This window comes from Variovorax sp. GW822-FHT04A09, from assembly GCF_058801005.1.
The window spans coordinates 519,340-541,422 of record NZ_JBXAMV010000003.1; the positions used below are offsets into that span (position 1 = coordinate 519,340).

Consider the following 22,083-nt stretch of genomic DNA (forward strand, 5'->3'; position numbering starts at 1 on the left):
AGGCGGCGCGCTGATGCTCGAAATCATCCACGACTACTGGGTCTACTTCCTCATCGGCCAGTACCCGAACGGCCCGCTCGGCGGCCTGGTGCTCACGCTGCTGCTGGCCTCGTGCGGGCTGGTGCTCGCGCTGCCGCTGGGCATCGTGCTCGGCCTGGCGCGCGTGAGCCCGTGGCGCTGCGTGCGCTGGCCCGTCACGGCGCTGGTGTTCGTGGTGCGCGGCCTGCCGCTGTTGATGGTGATCTTCTGGGCCTACTTCTTCCTGCCCAGCGTCACGGGCGTGAAGACCGACCAGTTCACCACCATGCTGATCGCGCTCGTGATCTTCGATGCCGCCTACCTCGCCGAGATCGTGCGCGCCGGCATCCAGGGCCTGCCGCGCGGGCAGATGGAAACCGCGCGCGCGCTCGGCCTGAGCTATTTCGGTGCGATGCGCCTCGTGGTGCTGCCGCAGGCGCTGCGCAGCATGCTGCCCTCGCTGGTGAACCAGTTCGTCTCGACCATCAAGGAGACCTCGCTGGGCTACATCATCGGGCTGGCCGAGGTGTCGTTCATTGCCACGCAGATCAACACGCAGGTGTTCACCAAGCCGGCGCAGATCTACCTGATCCTGGGCCTGACCTACTTCATCCTGTGCTTCGGCCTCTCGCGCTTCGCCTACTGGCTGGAGCGCCGGCTCGCGCGCCGCGGCCTGCCCGCCGCGCCCCTCAAGGTGCCCGCATGATCGAACTCGAAAAAGTCAACAAGTGGTACGGCAGCTACCACGCGCTGGTCGATGTGACCGAGACCATCCACAAGGGCGAGGTGGTCGTGGTGTGCGGGCCCTCGGGCTCGGGCAAGTCGACGCTGATCCGCACCTTCAACCGGCTGGAGCCGATCCAGTCGGGCCGCATCACGCTCGACGGGCAGGACATCCACGCGCCCGGCCTGGACGTGAACGCGTTCCGCTCGCGCATCGGCTTCGTGTTCCAGCAGTTCAACCTGTTCCCGCACCTGAGCGTGCTGCAGAACTGCACCATGGCGCCGATGCAGTTGCACGGCCTGTCGCGCAAGGAGGCCGACACGCGCGCGATGGCGCTGCTGGAGCGCGTGGGCCTCGCGAACAAGGCCAATGCGTGGCCCGGCGAGCTGTCGGGTGGCCAGCAGCAGCGCGTGGCCATTGCGCGCGCGCTCGCCATGAAGCCGCCGCTGATGCTGTTCGACGAGCCCACCAGCGCGCTCGACCCCGAGATGGTCGGCGAGGTGCTGCTGGTGATGCGCGACCTCACGCGCGACGGCATGACCATGGTGTGCGTGACGCACGAGATGGGCTTCGCGCGCGAGGTGGCCGACCGCGTGCTCTTCATGGACCAGGGCCAGGTGCTCGAACGCGCCACGCCCGACGATTTCTTCAACCGCCCGCAGCACCCGCGTGCGCAGCAGTTCCTGTCCGACATCCGTTCGCCTTTTTCGAGAGACGCATGACCGACTCCTCCCTCCCCCTCATCGACGTCGCCCCGCTGGTGGCCGGCACGCCCGAACGCGCACGCGTGGCGGCGCAGATCGGCGACGCCTGCCGCGCGCACGGCTTCTTCTATGTCACGGGCCACGGCGTCGACGCCGCGCTGATCCAGCGGCTCGAAGACCTGAGCCACCAGTTCTTCGACTTGCCTGAGGAAACCAAGATGCGATGGCGCATGGCCCTGGGCGGCCGGGCCTGGCGCGGCTTCTTCCCGCGTGGCGGCGAGCTGACCTCGGGCCGCCCCGACTGGAAGGAAGGCCTGTACCTGGGCACCGAGCTGCCCGCCGACCATCCGCTGGTGCAGGCGAAGACGCCGGTGCACGGGCCGAACCTCTTTCCCGACGTGCCAGGTTTTCGCGAGGCCATCCTCGCGTACATGGACGCCGTCACGCAGCTGGGCCACCGGCTCATGGAAGGCATCGCGCTGAGCCTCGGCCTGCCCGCGAACTACTTCGCTGAACGCTACACGGCCGACCCGCTGATCCTGTTCCGCCTCTTCAACTACCCGACACAAGCCGTGCCCGAGGGGCTGGACGTGCAATGGGGCGTGGGCGAGCACACCGACTACGGCCTGCTCACGATCCTGCACCAGGACACCGTGGGCGGCCTCGCGGTGCACACGCCGGGCGGCTGGATCGATGCGCCGCCGGTGCCCGGCGCCTTCGTCTGCAACATCGGCGACATGCTCGACCGCATGACCGGCGGGCTCTACAAGTCGACGCCGCACCGCGTGAAGCGCAACACCTCGGGCCGCGACCGGCTGTCGTTCCCGTTGTTCTTCGATCCGAACTTCGAGGCCCGCGTGCAGCGCATCGAGGGCCTGGCCGGCGCCGACGCGCTCGACGACAGCGCCGAGCGCTGGGACCGCGCCAACGTGCACGCCTTCAGCGGCCGCTACGGCGACTACCTGCTGGCCAAGGTGTCGAAGGTGTTCCCGCAGTTGCGGGACGAGGTGCTCTGAACTGAACTGAACACGGGCCCTGGCTTCGTCAGGGAAACCAGCGCGGCACGTGCGGCATCGCGTCGTGCAGCGAATCGAGCACCTGGAAGGCCTGCGCGACGATCGCCTCGGGCGGGTGCTTGAGGTCGGGCACCACCACCACGCGCATCCCGGCGGCGAGCGCGGCCTTGGCGCCGTTCTCGCTGTCCTCGAAGGCGACGCAGTCCGCAGGGTCCACGCCCAGGCGCTCGGCCGCGAGCCGGTACAGCGCCGGGTCGGGCTTGGCGCGCGCCACCTCGTCGCCGCCCGCGAAGGCCTCGAAGTGGTGAAGCACGTCGAGGCTGCCCAGGCAGGCCGCGATCTGCCCGCGCGTGGACGACGAGGCCACCGCGCAGCGCGTGCCGCGCCCGCGCAAGGCGGCGAGCAGCTCGGCCGCGCCGGGCTTGATGGGAAAGAGCGGCCGGGCGTCGCCGTCGGCGCGCTCCAGCTGCAGCGCGGCGGTCACCTGCGTCGCCGCGTGCTGGTAGGCGGCGGGGCCGCCGAGCAGCGCGGCAAGGATCTGCTTCGATTCGCTCATGGCCAGCCCCACGCATTGCAGGTACTGGGCGTGCGAAAGCTCGACATCGAGCGTGCGGGCCGCGGCGATCCAGGCGGCCATGATGGGGCGCTCCGAATCGATCAGCAGCCCATCCATGTCAAAAATGGCGGCGGTGAACATCGAGGCGAATCCTAAGCGAGCGACGCAGCGGCCATGAAAAAAGGGGCCATCGGCCCCTTCATTCGAGAAACGCTGCCGGTCAGTCCCGCGCCAGCGCCCGGTTCAGCCCCAGCGCCGCCAGCGTGCCAAGCGCGCCCGACAGCAGGTAGATGCTCACGAAGGCCAGGCCGAAGTGCGCCGACAGGCCCAGGGCGACCAGCGGGGCAAAGGCCGCACCGATCAGCCAGGCCAGGTCGGCCGTGAGGGCCGCGCCCACGTAGCGGTACTTGGGCGCGAAGTTGGAGGTCACGGCGCCGGCCGCCTGGCCGTACGACAGGCCCAGCAGTGCAAAGCCCAGCACGATGAAGATGTCCTGGCCGATGCGTCCGCCGTCGAGCAGCGTGGGCGCGAAGCCGCTGAACACGGCGATCATCGCGGCCAGGCCGCCGAGCGTGAAGCGACGGCCGATGCGGTCGGCGATCAGGCCCGAGGCCACGATGCCGATGGCGCCGAACACCGCGCCGACCATCTGCACGATCAGGAACTCGGTGATCGACTGGTCGGAGTACAGCGAAATCCACGACAGCGGGAACACCGTGATCAGGTGGAACAGCGCGTAGCTGGCCAGCGCGGCGAACGCGCCGATCAGCAGGTTGGCGCCCTGCGAGCGGGTCAGCTCGACCACGCTGGTGGGCTGCAGCTCGCGCTCTTCGAGCAGGCGCGCGTACTCGTCGGTGGCCACCAGGCGCAGGCGCGCGAACAGCGCCACGACGTTGATGGCGAAGGCCACGTAGAAGGTGTAGCGCCAGCCCCAGTCGAGGAAGTCGGCCAGCGGCAGGCTGGAATACAGGTACGCGAACAGCGCGCTGGCCAGGAAGAAGCCCAGCGGTGCGCCCAGCTGGCCCAGCATGGCGTACCAGCCGCGCTTGTTCGGCGGTGCGTTCAGCGCCAGCAGCGACGGCAGGCCGTCCCACGAGCCGCCCAGCGCCAGGCCCTGGGCAAAGCGGAAGATCGACAGCAGCACGATGGCCGTGAAGCCGATGCTCGCGTAGCCCGGCAGGAAGGCGATGCCGGCGGTGGAGGTGCCCAGCAGGAACAGCGCGATCGTCAGCTTGGTCTCGCGCCCGAAGCGCCGCTGGATCGCCATCGAGATCACGGTGCCGAAGGGGCGCGCGATGAAGGCGAACGAGAAGATCACGAAGGCCCAGAGCACGCCTTCCAGGCGCTGCTCGAACGGGAAGAACACCGCCGGGAACACCAGCACCGAGGCGATGCCGTAGACGAAGAAGTCGAAATACTCGGAGGCGCGGCCGATGACCACGCCGACCGCGATCTCGCCCGGGGCGATGTGCGAATGGTCGGCGTCTGCGGCGCGGGCGCCGCCTTCGGTCGGGTGCGACACAGGCTGGGCGCCTGGTGGACTGATGCTGGACGTCGTCATCTTGCTAGCTGGCTGGCTGTAATTCGGGTGTCATGCCGGGGCACGACACAGGGGAAATTCTGGACACCCTGTAGCGTCTCACCGAATTGCGTTTACCGCCATAGGACAAAACGTCCAATAGGCGGAATCCCTTGGGCGGCGTAGATTGCAGGGTCATTTTTGCGCGGCCTTCGCACTTTCCTCTCCCGGCATGCACATCCTCAAGACCCTTCGCCGAGCACTTCTGCTGCTTTCCGCCATTTTCCTGGCGGGCTGCAACACGGTGCTGTTGAACCCCTCCGGCGACATCGCCAACCAGCAGGGACGCCTGATCGTCGTCTCCACGGTGCTGATGCTGATCATCATCATTCCGGTGATCGCCCTGACCATCTTCTTTGCCTGGCGCTATCGCCAGTCGAACAAGGAGGCCACCTACAGCCCCGACTGGGACCACTCCACGCAGCTCGAGCTGGCGATCTGGGCCGCGCCGCTCCTGATCATCATCGCGCTGGGCGCGATCACCTGGATCAGCACCCACACGCTGGACCCGTACCGCCCGCTGAGCCGCCTGGACGCGCAGCGCCCGATTCCCGCCGAAACCAAGCCGCTGGTGGTCGAGGTGGTGGCGCTGGACTGGAAGTGGCTCTTCATCTACCCCGAGCAGGGCATCGCCACGGTGAACGAGCTGGCCGCCCCGGTGGACCGCCCGATCAGCTTCAAGATCACGGCCTCGTCGGTCATGAACTCCTTCTTCATCCCCGCGCTGGCCGGCCAGATCTATGCCATGCCGGGCATGGAGACCAAGCTGCACGCGGTGATCAACAAGCCGGGTGAGTTCGACGGCTTCTCCGCCAACTACAGCGGCGCGGGCTTCTCGGGCATGCGCTTCAAGTTCCACGGCCTGAGCCATGACGGCTTCGACCAGTGGGTGGCCAAGGTCAAGACCGGCAAAGAGGGCGAACTGACCCGCGAGCAGTACAAGAAGCTCGAAGTGCCGAGCGAGCGCGAGCCCGTGCGCCACTACGCCGCCGTGGACCCCGCCCTGTACGACGCCATCCTGAACCTGTGCGTCGACCGCAACAAGATGTGCATGAAGGAAATGATGGCCATCGACGCCGACGGCGGCCTCGGCAAGCCCGGCGCCTTCAACGTCGCCACCAAGCAGGCCTGGCAGGCCGACTCCCTCGACACGCCCAAGCGCAAGTACGTCACCGCGATGTGCACCACCGAAGACTAAGATGTTGCAGAACCTAGACCTGACGAAGCTCGTCTTCGGCCGCCTCTCCTGGGAGGCGATTCCCCTTCACGAGCCCATCCTGCTCGTGACCTTCGCGGCCGTGATCCTGGGCGGCCTGGCGCTGCTGGGCGCCGTGACCTACTTCAAGCTGTGGGGCACCTTGTGGCGCGACTGGATCACCAGCATCGACCACAAGAAGATCGGCATCATGTACATCATCCTGGGCCTGGTGATGCTGCTGCGCGGCTTCGCCGACGCACTGATGATGCGGGCCCAGCAGGCCGTCGCCTTCGGCGACAACGCGGGCTTCCTGCCGCCGCACCACTACGACCAGATCTTCACCGCCCACGGCGTGATCATGATCTTCTTCGTGGCGATGCCGCTGGTCACGGGCCTCATGAACTTCGTGGTGCCGCTGCAGATCGGCGCGCGCGACGTGGCCTTCCCGTTCCTGAACAACTTCAGCTTCTGGATGACCACCTTCGGCGCCGGCCTCGTGATGGCGTCGCTGTTCGTGGGCGAGTTCGCCAAGACCGGCTGGCTGGCGTACCCGCCGCTGTCGGGCATCCTGTTCAGTCCTGACGTGGGGGTCGATTACTACATCTGGTCCTTGCAGATCGCGGGGGTCGGAACACTGCTCTCGGGCGTGAACCTGCTGGCCACCATCGTGAAGATGCGCGCGCCCGGCATGACCATGATGAAGATGCCCGTCTTCACCTGGACCGCCCTGTGCACCAACGTGCTGATCGTGGCCGCCTTCCCGGTGCTCACGGCCGTGCTGGCCCTGCTGTCGCTCGACCGTTACGTCGGCACCAACTTCTTCACGAACGACATGGGCGGCAACGCCATGATGTACGTGAACCTGATCTGGATCTGGGGCCACCCCGAGGTGTACATCCTGATCCTGCCGGCCTTCGGCATCTTCTCGGAAGTGGTCTCCACCTTCTCGGGCAAGCGCCTGTTCGGCTACGCCTCGATGGTGTACGCCACGGTCGTGATCACGATCCTGTCGTACCTCGTGTGGCTGCACCACTTCTTCACCATGGGCTCCGGCGCCAGCGTGAACTCGTTCTTCGGCATCACGACGATGATCATCTCGATCCCCACGGGGGCGAAGATCTTCAACTGGCTGTTCACCATGTACCGCGGCCGCATCCGTTTCGAGCTGCCCATGATGTGGACCATCGGCTTCATGATCACCTTCGTGATCGGCGGCATGACCGGCGTGCTGCTGGCCGTGCCCCCGGCCGACTTCGTGCTGCACAACAGCCTGTTCCTGATTGCCCACTTCCACAACGTGATCATCGGCGGCGTGCTGTTCGGCATGCTGGCGGGCATCACCTACTGGTTCCCGAAGGCCTTCGGCTACAAGCTCGATCCGTTCTGGGGCAAGTGCTCGTTCTGGTTCTGGATCGTCGGCTTCTGGATGGCCTTCATGCCGCTGTACATCCTGGGCCTGATGGGCGTCACCCGCCGCATGAGCCATTTCCAGGACATGTCGCTGCAGATCTGGTTCCAGGTCGCCGCCGTCGGCGCCGTGCTGATCGCCCTGGGCATCGCCTCGTTCCTGATCCAGCTGGTGGTGAGCTTCATCCGCCGCGAGTCGCTGCGCGACACCACGGGCGACCCGTGGAACGGCCGCACGCTGGAGTGGTCGACCTCGTCGCCGCCGCCGGCCTACAACTTCGCGTTCACGCCGCGCGTGCATGACAACGACGCCTGGACCGACATGAAGGCCCGCGGCTACCAGCGTCCGCTGGACGGTTTCAGCCCCGTGCACATGCCCAAGAACACGGCCGCCGGCTTCATCATCGCGGCGCTGAGCGCGGTGTGCGGCTTTGCCCTGATCTGGCAGATGTGGCTCGTGGCCGGCATCGGCTTCGTGGCCATGATGGTCGCGATCATCGCCCACACCTTCAACTACAAGCGCGACTACTACATCCCCGCGGAAGAAGTCGTTCGCACCGAAGAAGCACGCACACGCCTGCTGGCCACCGCCCATGTCTGATACCACCGCCCTCCCCTCCCGGAACGCGAACGCACCGGCGTTCGACCTGTTCCACGTCCGCAACGAGGACCACCACCCCGAGAACGGCACGCTGCTGGGCTTCTGGCTCTACCTGATGAGCGACTGCCTCATCTTCGCCTGCCTGTTCGCGGTGTACGGCGTGCTGGGCCGCAACTACGCGGCCGGCCCCTCGGGCGCCGACCTGTTCGACCTGCCGCTGGTGGCGATGAACACCTCGCTGCTGCTGCTGTCGTCGATCACCTACGGCTTCGCGATGCTCGAGATGCAGCGCAAGCGCATGGGCGGCGTGCTGCTGTGGCTGGGCATCACGGGCCTCCTGGGCCTGGGCTTCATCGGCCTGGAGCTGTACGAGTTCGCGCACCTGCTGCACGAAGGCGCCGGCCCGCAGCGCAGCGCCTTCCTGTCGTCGTTCTTCGCGCTGGTGGGCACGCACGGCCTGCACGTGAGCTTCGGCATCATCTGGCTGGTCGTGCTGATGGTCCAGCTGCCCAAGCACGGCTTCACCGCCGCCAACCGCCGCCGCCTGATGTGCCTGTCGATGTTCTGGCACTTCCTGGACGTCGTGTGGATCGGCGTCTTCACCTTTGTCTACCTCATGGGATCGATGGCATGAGCGCCCCCGCACACACCGCCACCGCCGCACACGGCCACGGCGCACACGACAGCCACGGTCACGGCGACCACCACGACGACGGCCCCGTCAGCCACAGCACCTTCAAGGGCTACATGACCGGCTTCGTGCTGGCCGTGATCCTGACCGCGATCCCGTTCTGGCTCGTGATGGGCAAGGTGATCGCCAACCCGAGCACCACCGCCCTCGTCATCCTCGGCTTCGCCGTGGTGCAGATCGTGGTCCACATGGTGTACTTCCTGCACATGGACGCCAAGTCCGAAGGCGGCTGGAACATGCTGGCGCTGATCTTCACGCTGGTGCTCGTGGTCATCACGCTGGCCGGCTCGCTGTGGGTCATGTATCACATGAACACCAACATGATGCCGGCCATGGTCCACGACATGAAGAACATGCCCTGATGGCCCCGGCCACCCGCCCGCGCTCCGTTGTCACGCGTGCGGCGCTGGCGGTCTGCGCCCTCCTGGCCTTTGCCGGCTTTCTTGCGCTCGGCACCTGGCAGGTCGAGCGCAGGGCCTGGAAGCTCGATCTCATCGCCCGCGTCGACCAGCGCGTGCACGCCCCGGCCGCCGACGCGCCGGCGCGATCCGAATGGCCCACGGTCAACGCGGCCAGCGACGAATACCGGCACGTGCGCCTTCGCGGCACGTTCCTCCATGACAAGGAAGCGCTGGTGCAGGCCAGCACCCGGCTCGGTGCCGGCTTCTGGGTGCTGACCCCGCTGCGCACCGCCGACGGCAGCGTCGTGCTCGTCAACCGCGGCTTCGTGCCGCCCGAGGCGCGCGAGCGCGCGGCGCGCACCGCGCCCGAGCCCCAGGGCGACACCACCGTGGCCGGCCTGCTGCGCCTGACGGAACCCAAGGGCGGCTTCCTGCGCACGAACGACCCCGCGGCCGACCGCTGGTTCTCGCGCGACGTGCAGGCCATTGCCGCCGCGCGCGGCCTGACCGACGTGGCGCCCTACTTCGTCGATGCCGAGGCCGGGCCCTCGCCCGCACAGGCCGCGCCCACGTGGCCGGCGGGCGGCCTCACCGTCATCGCCTTCCCCAACAGCCACCTCGTCTACGCCCTCACCTGGTACGGGCTGGCGCTGATGGTGCTCGGCGCCTATGGGTTCGTGTGGCGCGACGACCGGCGCCGACGGGCATCGCAAGACGGTAGCGGCGAAAATGCACCGCATGCCGACGCCGCACGCCCCGACCCCGCCGATGCCCGCCGCGACTGACAAGCTCGTCGCGGTGGCCGGCGAGCTGCACGCCCCGCGCGCGGGCGTCGCGAGCCTGGACAACGCCATCGGCCACCAGAACATGCAGCAGCTGATCCAGCTGCGCTGGTTCGCCGTGGTCGGGCAGGTGGCCACCATCCTCGTGGTGCACTACGGCTTCGGCATCCGCCTGCCGCTGAACCACATGCTGCAGGTGCTCACCTGCCTCGCGCTGTTCAACATGGTGAGCCTGCTGCGCCTGCGCATCCACGGCCGCGTGACCAACGAAGAGCTGTTCGTCGCGCTGCTGGTCGACGTGGCCACGCTCACGGCCCAGCTGTACCTCAGCGGCGGCGCCACCAACCCCTTCGTCTTCCTGTACCTGCTGCAGGTGATCCTGGGCGCGGTGCTGCTCAAGGCCTGGTCGACCTGGACCATCGTGGTCATCACCGGCCTGTGCTTCGCGGGCCTGGCGCTGTTCTCGCGCCCGCTGCCCTTGCCGCTGGACCACGACCGCGGCCTGTGGAGCCCCTACGTGCAGGGCATGCTGGTGTGCTTCGCGCTCAACGCGGCGCTGCTGGTGGTCTTCATCACCCGCATCAGCCGCAACCTGCGCGTGCGCGACGCGCGGCTGGCCGACCTGCGCCAGCGCGCCTCCGAAGAAGAACACATCGTGCGCATGGGCCTGCTGGCCTCGGGCGCGGCGCACGAGCTGGGCACGCCGCTGGCCACGCTGGCCGTGATCCTGGGCGACTGGCGCCGGCTGCCGCACTTCAGCTCCGACCCCGAGCTGCTGCAGGAAGTGGCCGAGATGGAAGTGCAGATCCAGCGCTGCAAGAGCATCGTGAGCGGCATCCTGCTGTCGGCCGGCGAGACGCGCGGCGAATCGTCCGAAGAGACCACCGTGCGCACCTTCCTGGACGACCTGGTCGAAGAATGGCGCACCACGCGCCCGGTCGAGGAGTTCGACTACGAGAACCTGTTCGGGCAAGACCTGCCGATGGTTTCCGATTCGGCCATCAAGCAGATGGTGTGCAATGTGCTCGACAACGCGCTCGAGGCCTCGCCGCACTGGCTGCGCCTGGAAGCCACGCACGACGCCGACGCGCTCACCATCACCGTCACCGACGCGGGCCCCGGCTTCATGCCGGCCATCCTCGCGGAGTTCGGCAAGCCCTACCAGTCGAGCAAGGGCCGGCCCGGCGGCGGGCTGGGCCTGTTCCTGGTGGTGAACGTGGCGCGCACCCTGGGCGGACGCGTCGCCGTGCGCAACCGCCCCGAGGGCGGCGCCATCGTGACCATCACGCTGCCGCTGGCGGCCATCGTGCTCGAAGAGGACGAAGACGACGCCGCCACCGCCCTCGCGGACACCGCCGCCCCCAAGGCCCCCACCAGCCCATGACACCCACCCCCGACACCGCCGAAGTCCGCCAGCTGCTCATCGTCGAGGACGACGAGGCCTTCGCGCGCACGCTCGCGCGCTCGTTCGAGCGGCGCGGCTACGTCGTGCTGCATGCGCGCAACCTCGAGGAGGTGGAAGCGCTGCTCGAAGAAGGCGACGGCCCCTCGCCCGGCTACGCGGTGGTCGACCTGAAGCTCAACGGCGAGGCCTCGGGCCTGGCCTGCGTGCAGATGCTGCACCGGCACGACGCCGAAATGCTGATCGTGGTGCTCACCGGCTTCGCGAGCATCGCCACCGCCGTCGAGGCCATCAAGCTCGGCGCCTGCCACTACCTGGCCAAGCCCTCGAACACCGACGACATCGAGGCCGCCTTCGGCCGCGCCGCCGGCACCACCGAGGTCGAACTGACCAACCGCTCCACCTCGATCAAGACGCTGGAGTGGGAGCGCATCCACGAAATGCTGGCCGAGACCGGCTTCAACATCTCGGAAACCGCGCGCCGGCTCGGCATGCATCGGCGCACATTGGCACGCAAACTCGGCAAACAGCAGGTCAAGTAACATGATCTGCCGGTTTCGCGAATTCTTGCGGAACCAACACCGATCCCGGAGGCTCTGTTCCTGATGACGAATAGCCCGCCGCTGCAGCTGCAGCCCGCCCGCTCCACCGATCTGCAGAAAAAGCAGGCTTCCGCCGCGCGCGACCAGACCGCGATGGAAGAGCTCTTCAACGCGCTGAGCCACGGCCTGGGCCTGCTGCTGGCGATCGCCTCGCTGCCGATCCTGGTCTACAGCGCCGCCCAGAAGGGCCAGGCCGCGGCCGTGGTGGGCGCCTCGCTCTTCGCGGGCACGGCCATCGTGCTGTACCTGATCTCCACGCTATACCACGCGCTGCCCATCGGCCGCGCCAAGGCCTGGTTCAACCGGCTCGACCACGCGGCCATCTACCTGTTCATTGCGGGCAGCTACATGCCCTTCCTGTTCGGCGTGCTGCGCGGGCCCTGGGGCTGGACGCTGTTCGGCGCCATCACCGCCGCGGCTGTCCTGGGCGTGGGCGCCAAGCTGTTCAACCGCCTGCAGCACCCGCTGTGGTCCACTGGCCTGTACGTGGCGATGGGCTGGATGGCGCTGATGGCGGCGGTGCCACTGTACGAGCGCATGTCATCGGCGGGGCTGGCCTGGCTGGTGGCCGGCGGATTGTTCTACACGGCCGGGGCCGTGGTGTTCCTGTTCGACAACAAGGTGCGCTACGCGCATTCGGTGTGGCACCTCTTCGTGCTCGCGGGCAGCACCTGCCACTTCTTCGCCGTGCTCTGGCACGCGCACGGCTGATCGCCCTTCATCAATAGTGGGGCGGGAGTTCGTCGCGCAGGTTGCGCGCGCCCCCGTCCTGCCCTGCGTTCTGGCTTTGCAGCCTGAGTTGCGCGACCTGCAGGATCAGGCTGTCGATCTGCTGCTGTTGCCGGTAGATCGTCATGTTCAGTTGCTCGAGCAGGTCTTCGGCGTAGCTCGACTTGATCTCGAGGTCGTTCAGGCGCTCTGTCACGTCGTTCGGTGAATGTTCCATGCCGCTATTGGACAGGAAGATCCACCGCTTCTTGTTGACACAGCGACCCGATCAGCGCCGGACCTTCGCCTCGAGCAGGTCGTCCATGCCGATGCGCCGGGCGAAGTCGATGCGCACGCGCTCCGACACCTCGAAGACCTCGGCTGCACCGTCGCCCACGAAGTCGATCAGCGAACGCATCGGCCGCGTGCCGGCCGGCAGGCCCACGATGCGCACGATGTCGTCGGCCACGGCCTGCGGATCGGCGTGCTCGGGCGTGAGGGCGGACAGGCGCTCGCCGATGCGGTCCATCACGCCGTCGTAGCGGCCGTAGGCGGCGGCAATGGCCGCATCGGAGGGCTTGCCCGCGCTCGGAAAATGATCGGTGCCCCGGGTGAACGCGCCCGGCACGACGATCGAGGTCTCGATGCCGAAGCGCGCGATCTCGTAGGCCAGCGTCACCGCCAGCGAATCCATGGCCGCCTTGGCCGCGCCGTACGGGCCCATGAACGGCGGAAAGCCGCCCTTGGTGGTCGTGCTGCTGATCCACAGCATCAGCCCCGACTCCTGCTGGCGCAGGTACGGCAGCACCGCGCGGTTCACGCGCTGGGCACCGAGCACGTTGGTGTCGAACACCCGGGTGATGTCTTCCGGCGTGAAGGCCTCGGTCGGTCCGACCACGAGATGGCCCGCGTTCTGCATCACCACATCGAGGCGGCCCTGCGCCTGGACGATGGTCGCCGCGGCGGCATCGGCGGAGGCCTGCGACAGCACATCGAGTTCGAGCGGATGCAGCTGAAGCCCCTGGGCCGCGGCCAGCGCGCGCAGCTCGGCAGCGCGCGCCTTGTTGCGGCCCGCGATGTCGCGCATGGAGGCATAGACGATGTGGCCCGCTTCGGCGAGCGCCTGCGCGCTGAGCTTGCCGATGCCGGAGCCGGCGCCAGTGACGAGGATGACGGATTGCATGATGAAACCCCTTGAATGAAGGTGAGAGGGAAGAAAGGAAAGTCCGGTGGTCAGTGCACGCGGCGCTGCAGCAGGTGGGCCACCCACGCCGCCATCGACCCGAGTGCCGCCGCGCCGGCCAGCGTGGCGAACAGCGACAGCGAAGGGGGCTGGTGGACCGCGAAGAACGCGATCAGCCCGAGGAAGTAGCACAGCAGGTTGTTCAGTCGCGGCACGCTGCGCATCGACACCACGAGGAGCGCCACGAACAGCACCACCACCGGCAGCGCCGCGGCGCCCGCGATCGGGGCCAGCGCGGCGATGGCCAGGGCCGCGCCCTTGCCGATCAGCAGGCCCAGGCTCACGCAGACGAGGTTGAACACGCCGTCGCGTGCGGTGACGCCGCGGGTGTAGAACGCCACCCAGCCGACGAACATCGCCCACACGGGCAGTTCGAGCACGAGCGCCATCGCCGAGGCGGCGGCGGCCACCACGGCCGCGGCGGCCGTGAACGCCGTGTAGGCGAGGCTGAAGAAGCGCGGGGTGGCCGCGTGAGGTGAAGGCGAGTGCATGGTGCGTGCTCCGTGGAAATCGTGGTGAACCACTCAGGCCACGCCGCCGTTGGCCCGCAGCACCTGCCCGTTGACCCATCCCGCGTCCGACCCCGCCAGGAACGACACCACCGAGGCGATGTCTTCCGGCTGGCCCAGGCGCTGCAGCGGCGGCATCTGGGCGAAGGCCTGGATCTGTTCGTCGGTCTTGCCGTCCAGGAACAGCGAAGTCGCAACCGGCCCTGGCGCGACGGCGTTCACCGTGATACGTCGGCCGCGCAACTCCTTGGCGAAGACGTGCGTGAAGGCCTCGACCGCCGCCTTGGTGGCGTTGTAGATCGCGTAGCCCGGCATGTGCAGCGCGAGCGTGGTGCTCGAGAAGTTGACGATGCGTCCGCCCTCGGCGAGCCGGGTCGCGGCCTCGCGCAGGGTGTTGAAGGTGCCGCGCACGTTGATGTCGAAGGTCTGGTCGTAGAGCACGTCGCTGTGCGCGGCCAGCGGCGCGGTCTGGAGCACGCCGGCGTTGTTGACCAGCACGTCGACCGGGCCGAGCTGCGCTTCGACGGTGTCGAACATCGCGCGCACCGCTTCAGCGTTCGCCACGTCGGCCTGCACCGCGAGGGCACGGGCGCCGGTGGCCTTCAGTTCAGCGACCAGCGCTTCGGCCGGCGCGGCGCCCGCGGCGTAGTTGACGGCGACAGCGAAACCGTCGGCGGCGAGCCGGCGGGCGATGGCGGCGCCGATGCCGCGCGAGGCGCCGGTGACGAGGGCGACGCGGGTGGGCAGCGAAGCAGAAGTGGCGGTGGTGTTCATGGCGCGATTCCTTGGGGTGGTGAGTGGATGAAGCGAATGGTCGGCCATTCCATCCAAAAGATAATCAGCGCCAAATCGTCAATAAAATTCCATTTACTTAAACAATAGGCACAAAAGGCGACCCCATGGACCGCTTCCAGGAAATGCAGGCCTTCGTGCGCATCGCCGAGCGCCAGAGCTTCACGCAGGCCTCGGACGACCTGCAGATTCCGCGCGCCACCCTCACCACGCTGATCCAGCGGCTCGAATCGCGCCTGGGCGCCCGGCTGCTCGAGCGCACCACGCGCACCGTGCGCCTCACGCAGGACGGCGAGGCCCACTACCAGCGCTGCGTGCGGCTGCTGGCGGACGTGGAGGAAGCCGAAGGCGCCTTCACCCACGCCGCGCCCCAGGGCCTGCTGCGCGTGAACCTGCAGGGCACGCTGGCGCGGCACTTCGTGGTGCCGGCGCTGCCCGCCTTCCTCGCCCGCCATCCGGGCCTGCAGCTGCACATCGGCGAGGACGACCGGCTGGTCGACCTGGTGCGCGAAGGCGTCGACTGCGTGCTGCGCGCCGGCCCGCTGCAGGACTCGTCGCTGGTCGCGCAGCGCGTGGCGCTGCTGCCGCAGGTGACGGTGGCGAGCCCCGGCTACCTCACGGCACACGGCGAGCCCGCCGACCTCGCGGCGCTGGCCTCGCACCGCGCAGTGCACTACGTGTCGAGCAGCACGGGCAAGGCGCTGCCGCTCGAGTTCACGGTCGACGGCCAGGTCCGGCCCGTGCAGCTGGCCGCCACCGTCTCGGTGACCGGCGCCGACCTTTACACGGGCGCCGCCGTCGTGGGCCTCGGGCTGGTGCAGGTGCCGCGCTACCGCGTGGCGGCCGAGCTGGCCGATGGGCGCCTGCAGGCGGTGCTGCCGGGCTTTGCGCCGCCGCCGATGCCGGTCTCGGTGCTGTATCCGCAGAACCGGCAGTTGTCGTCGCGGGTACGGGTGTTCACGCAGTGGTTGCGCGGTCTCTTCGCAGAAGACACCGCGCAGGGCTGAGCACGACTCAAGGCGCCTTGTACGACTTGGTGCTGTACAGCTCGACCGGCAGCTTCTGCAGCAGCGACAGGCCCGAGCCGACGTCCTTCGGCTTGGACTCGATGTAGTTGAAGAACACGTCGGCATCGAGCACGCCGATGTCCAGGCGCCGCGCCGCGGGCACGGCGGCCAGCGTCTTGTAGCCGTCGCCGCCGCTGGCGTTGAAGCTCAGCACGAACAGCTTGTAGGTTTTGTCCAGGTCGAGCGGGCCCCACACGCCGGTGCCGGGCGCGCGCACCTCGATGTTGCTGGCGCGCTGGCCGTTGGCCTGCGTGGCGTCGACGTCGAAGCGCAGGCCGCCGGTGTACGGATACGGACCGGTGGAACCGCCCGGGCCGTACACGGCCTGCAGGCCGTCTTCGAGCATGCCCTTGACCTCGCGGCCGGTGACGTCGAGGCGGAACAGCATGTTGCCGAAGGGCAGCACCTGGATCACGCTCGCCGCCGTGACGTTGCCCGGCACCAGCGGAATGCGCGCGCCGCCGCCGCTTTGCAGCGAGATGTCGGCGCCGCCGTACTTGCTGTGGCCGATCTCCAGGTAGGCCTGTGCCGCCATCTGCTGGATGTCGCCGCCGCGCAGGCTCACGCTGCCCAGCGCGTTGCACGAGACGCTGGAGCGCGAGTAGTCGACGGTGCCCGTGCCGCCGGGCACGCGGCGCGAGCACAGCTCTTCGGTCACGGTGGCCACCAGCGTGGTGTTGAACACCGCCACCTTGTCCTTGAAGGGCTGCAGCACGGCGGTGGCCGTGGGGTCGGGCGCGGTCACGCGCAGGAAGCCGCTGGCCGCCACATCGGCCAGGACGGCGCTGCGCTGGTTGGCATCGGCGGGCTTGCCGCCGACGCGGAAGTCGTCGCCGATCAGCACGTGCGGCGTGCCGCTGCAGGCCGTGACGTCGCCCTTCTCGTCGAAGCTCACCTTCAGCTCGCCCACCACCTGGCTGTACTCCCAGGCGTGGACCAGGCAGACCTTCTTGCCGTCCTTGTCGGTCAGGGCCGTGGGGTAGGCGCCGGCCGGCGAGCCCACGCCGTAGCGGGTGAGCGCGTCGGGGCCGATGAGCGTGTGCGAGTCACCGCCCACCACGACGTCGACGCCGCTCAGGCGCGACGCCACCTGCTTGTCGTACTCGTAGCCGATGTGGCTCATGACGACGATCTTGTTCACACCCTGGGCGCGCAACAGGTCGATCTCGCGCTGGGCGGCGACGGTTTCGTCCTCGAAGGTGGTGTCGGGGTCGGGGCTGGACGAGGCCTTGGTCTTGCCCGCGATGGTCAGGCCGACCAGGCCGATCTTCTCGCCACTGCGTTCGAGCACCGTGGAGCGCTTCACGTAGCCGGGTGCCTTCGAGGGGTGCAGCGCCGAGTTGGTGCCGAAGTTCACGTTGGCGCTGAGCACGGGCGTCTGGCACGTGCCCTTGCGCAGCAGGTCGAGAAAGCCCTTCAGGCCGGTGTCGCCCTTGTCGAACTCGTGGTTGCCCAGCGTGAAGGCGTCGAAGCACACGGTGTTCATCAGCGCCGCATCGGCCTCGCCGTCGGCGCCCGCGCGGTTGAAGTACAGGGTGCCGGTGAGCGCGTCGCCGGCGTGCAGCTTCAGCACGTTCGGCGACTGGGCAGCCAGCGCCTGGATCGCCGCGGTGACGCGCGGAAAGCCCGCCGCATTGACCGTGACCGCCACCGGCGCGCCGCCGCCCGTGTTCAGCTGCAGCGTCTTGTCCTTGGCTTCGAGGTTGGAGTGGTGGTCGTCGATGTGCAGGATCGTGAGGTCGATCGCCTTGCCCTGTGGCGCGGGTGCGGGGGCTGGCGCCGGCGGCGGCGCCACGGCGATCGGTGGGAACGCGACACCGCCGCCCCCACCACCGCCGCATGCGGCCATCACGCAGGCTGCAATCACCGTGGCAGCTGCTCCCACGACCCGTCGACTGTTGTTCATCACCATCTCGCACTCCGCTCCTGTTGATCGAGCGGGGATGCTGGCAACGGCGGATGACGTGTCCATGAAAGCACCTCATCGGGTGCGGGGTGAGAGGACTCAGGCGTTCTGGCCGAGTGCTTCAGCGTGGCCTCGCGCGGACGCATCGCCGCGCAGGAATGCAAACACCACCACCGCCGTCAGCACCGTCACCCCGGCCAGCACGCACAGCAGCCTCCCGAACGCGGCGCCATACGCATGCAGCAGCCCCGCGCGGTCCATGCCCGGCAGCAAGGCCAGCGCCTGCGCCAGGTCGCCCGTCGCCACGCGCTGCGCCGCCTGCGACACCGCCACGGACGAAGGCGACGATGACGCCTTCAGCTGCAGCGCCACCAGCGCCGTGAGCCCCGCCCCCACCAGCGCCAGCGCGATGCCCTCCCCCGCGACGCGCACCGTGTTGAAGATGCCCGACGCCATGCCCGCCCGCTCGCGCGGCACCACGCTCACGGCCAGGCCGTCCATCAGCCCCCACGGCAGGCCGATGCCCGCACCGATCAAGAGCAGCGGGCCCACGAGGCCGTGCAAGGGCGTGCCCGGCGCGCAGCGGGCGAGCCACACGAGCCCCGCCGCGCACACCAGCAGCCCCACCGCCGAGATCACGCCCGCAGAGAACCGGTGCGCGAGCCACGCCGCCAGCGTCGGCACGATGAGGATCGGCCCCGACAGCGCGAACATGAAACCGCCCGCCTCCAGCGCGCTGCGTCCTTCGAGCCCGATGAAGCGGATCGGCAGCAGCACCAGCAGCACGACAAAGCCGTAGGCCGGCGCTGCAGCCAGCAGTTGCACGCCGACGAAGCGCGGAAAGCGGAACAGCGACAGGTCGAGCATCGGATGCGCCACGCGCCGCTCGATGGCGATGAAGGCCGCGCCCATCACCAGCGCGCCGGCCAGCGCCGCGAGCACCCACGGACTGCCCCAGCCGCTGTCGGGCGCCTGCAGCACGCCCAGCGTGAGCAGGCTCAGCGCGGCCGTGAAGCTGAGCGTGCCCGGCACGTCCAGCCCCATCGCCTGCGGGTTGCGCGACTCGCGCATGCGCGGCGCGGCCAGGCCCAGCGCGACGAGGCTCACGGCGCCGGGGCTCAGCATCACGGCGTGCCAGCCGACGGTGTCGGCCAGCCAGCCCGAGAGGATCGACCCGCACGATAGCCCCACGCCGAACGAGGTGCCGATGAGGCTGAACGCCCGCAGCCGCGCCGGCCCGTCGAACACCTGCGCCAGCGCCGCCGTGCCCGCCGCGAAGGCCGCCGCCGAGCCCAGCCCCTGCACGGCGCGCGCGAGGTCGAAGGCGACGATGCCGGGCGCCAGCGTCAGCAGCGCGCTGCTCAGCGCCACCACCGCCAGGCCCAGCAGGAAGACGCGCTTGCGCCCGTAGGCATCGGCCAGTGCGCCGGCCGCCATCAGCGTGGCGCCGAAGCTCAGCATGAAGGCGTTGGTGACCCAGTTGAGTTGCACCGGCGTGCCGCCCAGCGCGTCACGGATCGCGGGCAGCACCACGGCCGGGCCGGTGAAGCTCAGCGGCATGCCGAGCGCGGCCAGGCAGACGGCGGCGAGCAGCCAGGCCTTATTGGAATCGGAGGAGGACATCGGGAGGGCTTTCACGCGGGAGAAGGAAAAGGGAAATGCGTGAAGCGAAGATAAAAAGGATTCAATGAAACGAAAATGGGCCCTCAGCTCCTCACACTGCCAACCCCAGGTTGCCAATCAAGCCCATGGACAGCTTCAGCGGACTCGAATCCTTCGTGCGGGCGGCCGACCTGCAGAGCTTTGCGCGGGCGGGCCGCGACCTGGGCATCTCGGCCTCGGCCGTGGGCAAGAACGTCGCACGGCTCGAGACGCAGATGGGCGTGCGCCTGTTCCACCGCACCACGCGGCAGGTGCGGCTCACGGCCGAGGGCGCGATGTTCCATGAGCGCTGCCGCCGCATCCTCGACGAGCTCGGCGATGCGCGCGCCATGCTGCAGGACGCCGTCGCCATGCCGCGCGGCCGCCTGCGCGTGAGCCTGCCGACCATCGGCTACCGCTTTCTGCTGCCGATCCTGCCGGCGTTCAAGGCACGCTTTCCCGAGATCGAACTCGACCTCGACTTCAACGACCGGCTGGTCGACGTGGTGGCCGAGGGTGTCGACGTGGCCATCCGCAGTGGCGAACTGGTCGACTCACAGCTCGTCGCGCGCCGCCTTGGCCCGTTCAGCTTCGTGCTCGCCGCCTCGCCGGCCTACCTGGCGCAACACGGCGTGCCGCAGGTGCCGGCCGACCTCGCCCGTCACAGCTGCCTGCGCTACAAGTTCGTGACCGGCGGAAAGATCGAGGACTGGGACCTGCCCGGCCTGCCGCCCCAGCTGCCGCCGGGCCTGGTCTGCAACAACATGGAAGCCATGCTGGGCGCCGCCGTCGCGGGCCTGGGCATTGCGTACATGCCCGACTTCCTGGCGCGTGATGCACTGCGCCGTGGCGAGCTGCAGCGCGTGCTGGCCGCGCACCTCGTGCGGCAGGGGCAGTTCTCGGCGCTGTGGCCGTCGAGCCGGCAGCTGTCGCCGAAGGTGCGGGCGTTCGTCGACTTCGCGAGTGAACACATGTTCACTGCGACCGCCGACGAGGAAGAGAAAGACAACCGCCCGCCGCACCGCTGAACGGCGGGCGGGGCGGGTGCCTCAGGCCGCGACCGCGAGGGCGGGCGCTTCGACCGGTTGCGGGGCTGGCGCAGCCACCACGGGGGCCGGCTGCGATTGCACCGGCGTGGCCGTGCGGCCCCACAGCGCCGTCAGCGCGTCCAGCGGGAACAGCGTGCGTGCATCTTCCGGCGTCGCCGCGCGCACCGTGGTGCCCGTCACGTCGTCGATGTGGGCCGCGCGCACGGCGTCGGGCCGGTGCGCCGGCACCATGAACGGCGAGTGCGTGGTGTAGAGGATCTGGTGGCCGAAGTCGTTCTCCAGGTGCGCGAGCAGGTCGGCCTGCGAGCGCGCATGCAGGTGCAGCCCGGGCTCGTCGAGCAGCAGCACGACCTCACCGGATGCAACGCCCCGGGTGCCCGCGAAGAACGCGATGTAGAACGAGAAAAACCACTGGAAGCCGCGGCTGCGCTCGTCGAGGTTCACTTCGACTTCGTAGGCGCCGTTCGGGTCCGACACCAGCGTCTCCAGGTGCTGCCCGTCGAGGTTGAAGCGGATCTTGAGCGGGCGGTCCTTCCACAGCCGGCGGATCTCGGCGGTCACGACGGCACCGGCCCGGTTCACCAACTGATTGCGCGTCGCCAGGTCGTTCTTCGCCAGCAGGTCCTGCAGCTGCTGCGGGTCGAGCCCCGCCACCTGGCACAGCTTCTCGAAATTGCGCTCGCCCGCCGTGCGCTCGCCCCAGCCCTTGCGCGTGAGGTACTCGGCGATGTTCTGGCGGCCGGGCAGCGAGGCGTAGTCCTCGACGTAGATGAAGCGCGGCAGTTTCTCCAGCACCCAGGCGCGGGCGCGGGCCAGCGCGGGCTGGTCGTTGTCGATCGTGCGTGCCAGCTCCTCGAGTTCGGTCAGCATCTGCGCCTGCTTGTCGGCGATCTCGGCGCCGGCCGTGGCCAGCGCCTGGCGCAGCGCCTGCAGCGCCAGCAGCGCGCCGGCCGACCACTTGACGAAGTCGGGGCTCGGGATCATGGCGGCGTCGAAGGCGTCGGCTTCCTGCTCGAGCGCGGCCTTCAACTCGTCGGCGACCTTCTCGGCCGCGGCCTTCACGGCGGGCACGATCTTGCGCACCTTGGCCTTGATGTCGCTCACGTCGATCGACAGCGGGCCCAGGCCCTCGAAGCCGGTCGTGCGCGTGGCGCCGTAGCCGCGCCCAGCCGTGACCTGGCGCACGCCGGCCGCGCGCGGCAGGATGGCGGCGAGCGCCAACTGCTCGGAGGCGTCCAGGTCCCAGCGCGTGTGCACCACCGGGGTGTCGTCGGTGCATTCGTCCAGGCGGCGGTGCCGGGGGAAGTCCTTGATGGGGCTGAGTGCCGTGAGCCCGTCGGTCGGGTTCAGGCTGTGCAACGCGCGCAGCAGGTTCGACTTGCCGCTGTCATTTCGGCCGAGGATCGCTGTGATCTGGGAGGAATCGATGGAGCCGCTGTCGTGGATCGAGCGATAGTTGGTGATCTGGAATGACGCCAAGCGCATGC

At 68.8% G+C, this 22,083-nt stretch carries 22 protein-coding genes; 13 read left to right on the forward strand and 9 right to left on the reverse strand.

Annotation, left to right across the window (positions count from 1 at the left end):
• Window positions 1-13 precede the first annotated feature (13 nt).
• From AC1RLW_RS18895 to AC1RLW_RS18905, 3 genes are read left to right on the forward strand one after another with little or no spacing between them, the layout of a single operon-like run.
• Window positions 14-724, forward strand: coding sequence for an amino acid ABC transporter permease (locus AC1RLW_RS18895; RefSeq protein WP_070061508.1), 711 nt, complete (start codon window positions 14-16; stop codon window positions 722-724).
• Complete coding sequence (locus AC1RLW_RS18900; RefSeq protein WP_493194472.1) at window positions 721-1,464, forward strand: amino acid ABC transporter ATP-binding protein; 744 nt, start codon at window positions 721-723, stop codon at window positions 1,462-1,464. The genes AC1RLW_RS18895 and AC1RLW_RS18900 overlap by 4 nt, the downstream gene beginning before the upstream one ends.
• A complete protein-coding gene (locus tag AC1RLW_RS18905) occupies window positions 1,461-2,462 on the forward strand; it encodes an isopenicillin N synthase family dioxygenase (protein ID WP_493194474.1) in 1,002 nt (333 codons plus the stop codon). Before AC1RLW_RS18900 ends, AC1RLW_RS18905 begins: the two co-directional genes overlap by 4 nt.
• Before the next feature lie 28 nt (window positions 2,463-2,490).
• Here AC1RLW_RS18905 and AC1RLW_RS18910 read toward each other — a convergent pair whose 3' ends face one another.
• Both AC1RLW_RS18910 and AC1RLW_RS18915 read right to left on the reverse strand, forming a co-directional pair.
• Entirely contained in the window at window positions 2,491-3,159 is a 669-nt protein-coding gene (locus AC1RLW_RS18910; protein WP_095743979.1) for an HAD family hydrolase, read from the reverse strand.
• A gap of 79 nt (window positions 3,160-3,238) precedes the next feature.
• The gene (locus tag AC1RLW_RS18915) at window positions 3,239-4,579 is read right to left on the reverse strand and encodes an MFS transporter (protein WP_095743978.1); all 1,341 of its coding nucleotides are present in this window, start codon (window positions 4,577-4,579) and stop codon (window positions 3,239-3,241) included.
• A gap of 190 nt (window positions 4,580-4,769) precedes the next feature.
• On the opposite strand from AC1RLW_RS18915, the gene cyoA reads away from it, so the two are divergent.
• The 8 genes from cyoA (at window position 4,770) to trhA (ending at window position 12,392) form a co-directional block, all read left to right on the forward strand.
• Window positions 4,770-5,795, forward strand: a complete 1,026-nt coding sequence (gene cyoA, locus AC1RLW_RS18920) for a ubiquinol oxidase subunit II (RefSeq protein WP_062469097.1) — start codon at window positions 4,770-4,772, stop codon at window positions 5,793-5,795.
• A 1-nt stretch (window position 5,796) separates the two neighbouring features.
• Window positions 5,797-7,803: a cytochrome o ubiquinol oxidase subunit I gene (gene cyoB / locus AC1RLW_RS18925; RefSeq protein ID WP_369631731.1), complete on the forward strand. Its 2,007-nt coding sequence runs from the start codon at window positions 5,797-5,799 to the stop codon at window positions 7,801-7,803.
• Window positions 7,796-8,437, forward strand: coding sequence for a cytochrome o ubiquinol oxidase subunit III (cyoC, locus tag AC1RLW_RS18930; RefSeq protein WP_369644430.1), 642 nt, complete (start codon window positions 7,796-7,798; stop codon window positions 8,435-8,437). The genes cyoB and cyoC overlap by 8 nt, the downstream gene beginning before the upstream one ends.
• Window positions 8,434-8,856, forward strand: coding sequence for a cytochrome o ubiquinol oxidase subunit IV (cyoD, locus tag AC1RLW_RS18935; RefSeq protein WP_062469089.1), 423 nt, complete (start codon window positions 8,434-8,436; stop codon window positions 8,854-8,856). The genes cyoC and cyoD overlap by 4 nt, the downstream gene beginning before the upstream one ends.
• Window positions 8,856-9,680, forward strand: a complete 825-nt coding sequence (locus AC1RLW_RS18940; RefSeq protein WP_493194477.1) for an SURF1 family protein — start codon at window positions 8,856-8,858, stop codon at window positions 9,678-9,680. Before cyoD ends, AC1RLW_RS18940 begins: the two co-directional genes overlap by 1 nt.
• Window positions 9,664-11,061 (forward strand): ATP-binding protein, encoded by a 1,398-nt coding sequence (locus AC1RLW_RS18945; RefSeq protein WP_307637147.1) that lies wholly within the window; start codon window positions 9,664-9,666, stop codon window positions 11,059-11,061. The genes AC1RLW_RS18940 and AC1RLW_RS18945 overlap by 17 nt, the downstream gene beginning before the upstream one ends.
• Complete coding sequence (locus AC1RLW_RS18950; RefSeq protein WP_354343088.1) at window positions 11,058-11,621, forward strand: response regulator transcription factor; 564 nt, start codon at window positions 11,058-11,060, stop codon at window positions 11,619-11,621. Before AC1RLW_RS18945 ends, AC1RLW_RS18950 begins: the two co-directional genes overlap by 4 nt.
• 63 nt (window positions 11,622-11,684) lie before the next feature.
• Window positions 11,685-12,392, forward strand: coding sequence for a PAQR family membrane homeostasis protein TrhA (trhA, locus tag AC1RLW_RS18955; protein WP_082817912.1), 708 nt, complete (start codon window positions 11,685-11,687; stop codon window positions 12,390-12,392).
• Between the two features lie 10 nt (window positions 12,393-12,402).
• Here the strand turns inward: trhA and AC1RLW_RS18960 are convergent, their stop codons facing one another.
• From AC1RLW_RS18960 to AC1RLW_RS18975, 4 genes are read right to left on the reverse strand one after another with little or no spacing between them, the layout of a single operon-like run.
• Window positions 12,403-12,627, reverse strand: a complete 225-nt coding sequence (locus AC1RLW_RS18960; protein WP_062469081.1) for a SlyX family protein — start codon at window positions 12,625-12,627, stop codon at window positions 12,403-12,405.
• Between the two features lie 51 nt (window positions 12,628-12,678).
• The gene (locus tag AC1RLW_RS18965; protein WP_493194480.1) at window positions 12,679-13,572 is read right to left on the reverse strand and encodes an SDR family NAD(P)-dependent oxidoreductase; all 894 of its coding nucleotides are present in this window, start codon (window positions 13,570-13,572) and stop codon (window positions 12,679-12,681) included.
• Window positions 13,573-13,622: 50 nt separating this feature from the next.
• Window positions 13,623-14,123: a DUF1097 domain-containing protein gene (locus tag AC1RLW_RS18970; protein WP_493194482.1), complete on the reverse strand. Its 501-nt coding sequence runs from the start codon at window positions 14,121-14,123 to the stop codon at window positions 13,623-13,625.
• Window positions 14,124-14,156: 33 nt separating this feature from the next.
• Window positions 14,157-14,915: an SDR family oxidoreductase gene (locus AC1RLW_RS18975; protein WP_493194484.1), complete on the reverse strand. Its 759-nt coding sequence runs from the start codon at window positions 14,913-14,915 to the stop codon at window positions 14,157-14,159.
• A 125-nt stretch (window positions 14,916-15,040) separates the two neighbouring features.
• Here AC1RLW_RS18975 and AC1RLW_RS18980 point away from each other — a divergent pair, with 125 nt between their 5' ends.
• A complete protein-coding gene (locus AC1RLW_RS18980) occupies window positions 15,041-15,940 on the forward strand; it encodes a LysR family transcriptional regulator (protein ID WP_493194485.1) in 900 nt (299 codons plus the stop codon).
• Between the two features lie 7 nt (window positions 15,941-15,947).
• Here the strand turns inward: AC1RLW_RS18980 and AC1RLW_RS18985 are convergent, their stop codons facing one another.
• On the reverse strand, window positions 15,948-17,906 hold the full coding sequence (locus AC1RLW_RS18985; protein WP_493194486.1) for a bifunctional metallophosphatase/5'-nucleotidase: 1,959 nt from the start codon (window positions 17,904-17,906) through the stop codon (window positions 15,948-15,950).
• Window positions 17,907-18,005: 99 nt separating this feature from the next.
• Entirely contained in the window at window positions 18,006-19,529 is a 1,524-nt protein-coding gene (locus AC1RLW_RS18990) for an MFS transporter (RefSeq protein ID WP_493194488.1), read from the reverse strand.
• A 125-nt stretch (window positions 19,530-19,654) separates the two neighbouring features.
• Here AC1RLW_RS18990 and AC1RLW_RS18995 point away from each other — a divergent pair, with 125 nt between their 5' ends.
• Complete coding sequence (locus tag AC1RLW_RS18995; RefSeq protein WP_493194490.1) at window positions 19,655-20,575, forward strand: LysR family transcriptional regulator; 921 nt, start codon at window positions 19,655-19,657, stop codon at window positions 20,573-20,575.
• 21 nt (window positions 20,576-20,596) lie between these two features.
• Here AC1RLW_RS18995 and AC1RLW_RS19000 read toward each other — a convergent pair whose 3' ends face one another.
• On the reverse strand, window positions 20,597-22,081 hold the full coding sequence (locus tag AC1RLW_RS19000) for an AAA family ATPase (RefSeq protein WP_095949317.1): 1,485 nt from the start codon (window positions 22,079-22,081) through the stop codon (window positions 20,597-20,599).
• Between the last annotated feature and the right edge of the window lie 2 nt (window positions 22,082-22,083).